The organism is Jiella sonneratiae, from assembly GCF_017353515.1.
GTDB lineage: Bacteria > Pseudomonadota > Alphaproteobacteria > Rhizobiales > Rhizobiaceae > Jiella > Jiella sonneratiae.
Genome location: NZ_JAFMPY010000075.1, coordinates 1 through 812, shown reverse-complemented (window position 1 = coordinate 812; position 812 = coordinate 1). Strand labels below are relative to the sequence as shown.

The window sequence follows — 812 nt, the reverse complement described above, 5'->3', positions numbered from 1 at the left end:
CGGTCGTGTCCGTCAACGTGGTGGAAATTTGGGTGTGACTGAAGCGGCTCCGTTTCAGGCGGCTGCGGTGGAAATTCGGACGGTTTCTGGCTTTGTGGCGGTGGCCATGAGTTCGGCCATCGGTTCGGTCTGCATGTAGCGGTTCTGCGTCTGCCATTCGTCGTTCGCCTCGAGGAGGACGGCGCCGATGAGGCGGATGATGGAGCCCTCGTTCGGGAATATGCCGACGACATCGGCTCGCCGCTTCACCTCCTTGTTCAGGCGCTCCAGAGAATTGGTCGAATGGATCCGGGTCCGGTGCTGGCTGGGGAAGTCCAGATGCGCCAGCACGTCGGTCTCGCTTTCGTCGATGAAGTTGCCGAGCTTGGGGCACTTGTCCCGGAGTTGATCGGCGACATGGCGCAGCGCTTGGGCGGCGCCGGCGCGATCGGATTGGATGAAGGCCTGGCGTAGGGCCGCGGCCGCCATGCTCTGCTGCGCCTTCGGGACATAAGACAAGGCGTTGCGCATCCAGTGGACGCGGCAGCGCTGCCAGGAGGCGCTGAACACCCGGCGGATGGCCGCCTTCAGCCCTTCGTGGGCATCCGAGATCACCAGCTTCACGCCGGAGAGGCCGCGGCGCACGAGGCTCTTGAGGAAGGTCGACCAGAAGGTTTCCGCCTCTGAAGGCCCGATATGGAGGCCAACGATCTCGCGCTTGCCATCTGTGTTCACCGCCACGGCAATTATCGCGGCGACCGAGACGATACGCCCGCCCTCGCGCTGCTTCAGGTAGGTCGCGTCCAGCCAGAGATAGGGCCAGTCGCCGGTGA

1 protein-coding gene is annotated in these 812 nt (G+C 64.2%); it reads right to left on the bottom strand.

The features are described 5' to 3' along the window. Positions 1–54: 54 nt before the first annotated feature. The coding region (locus J1C47_RS23540) for an IS256 family transposase (protein ID WP_207353232.1) at positions 55–812 on the bottom strand (758 nt) is incomplete at its 5' end.